Below are 1,800 nucleotides of genomic sequence, written 5' to 3' on the forward strand. Positions count from 1 at the left end.
GAGGTGACAAGAACCATGAACAAGCCCGCAAAATGGCTTAGGCTCGACGGTCGCATGCAGCGTCTGCTCGACGCGAACGAGGCGATCGTGCATAACTCGACGGACAAGCTGCCGCTGCAGCTCGCAGGCGGCGAGCTGGGGCACCGGATCGCGGTTCCTGTGCGATGAGCTGGCTGGTCGGTGCGGTCGTGGCGTGCTTCGTCGCAGCCCCGGTCGGATACGTCATCGGCTGGTGGGCGACCAAGATCCGCGTCGAGGATGCAGAAGCCGCTGCAAAACTGTTACGTGCGCAGAAAACGGAGCTATTGAAGGACAACGCCATCTTAGCCGCCGAGAACGCACTGCTGCGGAAGAAGGCAGGCGAGAAGCGATGAACGACATCAATCCGGAACTATATTTGCACATCGTCAAGCCGATCGCCGGCAAGCTCAACAGACGCACGTCCACGGTCGTCCGGTTCGACGACATGGTCGGCATCGGTAATGTCGCATTGGTAAGGGCCGCAAAAGTTTTCGACCCGGCAAAGGATGTGCCATTTGAGAAGTTCGCGGCGGTATGGATTGCAGGCGCAATTCGGAATTACATCCGTGATCATGGCGGCCCGGGAGTGAAGCCGCCAAGGACGTCCAGGGACCGCTGGAACCATATCTTGCATTTAGGCATCCAGGACAAGCCCGACGCCGAGATCGCGTCAGAGCTAGGCTGTGAAGTCGCACTGGTGGCAAAGGCAAGGGCAGACGCTCATGTGCGGTATCTGTCGCTCGATCTGGAAGTTGACGGCGAGCCAGTAACCGAGGTCGCAGATCATGCGGATTGGACAAGCATCGACGTCGGAATGTTCCTTGATACGCTCAATCCCCAGGAGCGTGAAGTGCTCGAGCTGCGGATGGCCGATGTCTCGCAGGCGGAGATCGCCAGGCGGTGCGGCGTCAGTCAGATGCATATCAGTCGAACCCTTCGCCGGATTGGCGCCAAGTACCTGAAAAAAGAAAGATTCGGATAGATGGGTATCGGTATCCCTCGTAACGTTGAGAATTTCCTTAAAGGAGGTGAGAGACATGGAGGGAGCGACGAACTGCTTAAGGTGCAATCGTCCGTTGAAGTCTGAGAAAAGCCGGAAAGTCGGCTACGGACCAGTGTGCGCGGCCAGGGCAACAGCGGAGAGGGAAGAAGCTGAAAAGTTGGAAGCCGCGGAAACGAAGCCCGCAAAATGAAAGAAGCCCTGTGCTCGGCTCCACCCGAGAACAAGGCCCGCAAGACAAATATAGTTGCGGCCAGTATACCACAACTGGCCGGAAAACGGGAGGACTTATTTTGCATAATGCTATGCGAACACTCCAACGCCGTCTGCACCTGTCCCTCGTCACGATCGCGCTGCTCGAACCGGAGTGCAAGGTATGCGGGCAGCACGTCGACATCAAGCTGCTGCGACCGTTTCCCGGCGCGCCGGATATGCAGGCCTGTCCACGGTGCTGCAACGAGTACGGGGAGGTGCCGGCCGATGGAATCGTCCACTGATAAGCCGCGCGACCTCGACGCGGATCTCATGCTCTGTGCCGAGGCTTCGATTCTCACGATTCAAACCCAGGATGTGCTTGGTCGAATGGTCAAGTTTGCGGCCGACGCAATTAACGGATGGCCGTACGCCATCCGGCGCGCAAAGGCCGCAGAAGACGAAAACGACAAGCTCCGCGAAGAGAACGCCATGCTTCAGGAGCAAATGCAGCAGCTTCAACGTAGCCACTGCTACGACTAACATACATCGGAGGCTATCATCCATGAGCGTACAAATCATCATCA

General features: G+C 57.7%; 5 protein-coding genes. All 5 read left to right on the top strand.

Features of this window, described 5'->3' with window-relative positions; all coding sequences use genetic code 11:
• Nucleotides 1-164 precede the first annotated feature (164 nt).
• Nucleotides 165-374, top strand: coding sequence for a hypothetical protein (locus KVT38_RS33270; RefSeq protein ID WP_217598028.1), 210 nt, complete (start codon nt 165-167; stop codon nt 372-374).
• Entirely contained in the window at nt 371-1,003 is a 633-nt protein-coding gene (locus KVT38_RS33275) for a sigma-70 family RNA polymerase sigma factor (protein WP_217598029.1), read from the top strand. The genes KVT38_RS33270 and KVT38_RS33275 overlap by 4 nt, the downstream gene beginning before the upstream one ends.
• Nucleotides 1,004-1,058: 55 nt before the next feature.
• Nucleotides 1,059-1,214, top strand: coding sequence for a DUF6011 domain-containing protein (locus KVT38_RS35680; RefSeq protein WP_368859198.1), 156 nt, complete (start codon nt 1,059-1,061; stop codon nt 1,212-1,214).
• A 100-nt stretch (nt 1,215-1,314) separates the two neighbouring features.
• The gene (locus KVT38_RS33280) at nt 1,315-1,518 is read left to right on the top strand and encodes a hypothetical protein (RefSeq protein ID WP_217598030.1); all 204 of its coding nucleotides are present in this window, start codon (nt 1,315-1,317) and stop codon (nt 1,516-1,518) included.
• The gene (locus KVT38_RS33285; RefSeq protein ID WP_217598031.1) at nt 1,502-1,756 is read left to right on the top strand and encodes a hypothetical protein; all 255 of its coding nucleotides are present in this window, start codon (nt 1,502-1,504) and stop codon (nt 1,754-1,756) included. The genes KVT38_RS33280 and KVT38_RS33285 overlap by 17 nt, the downstream gene beginning before the upstream one ends.
• The last annotated feature ends 44 nt before the right edge of the window (nt 1,757-1,800 follow it).

Origin of the sequence: Cohnella sp. GbtcB17 (assembly GCF_019091135.1) — a bacterium.
Lineage (GTDB): Bacteria > Bacillota > Bacilli > Paenibacillales > Paenibacillaceae > Cohnella.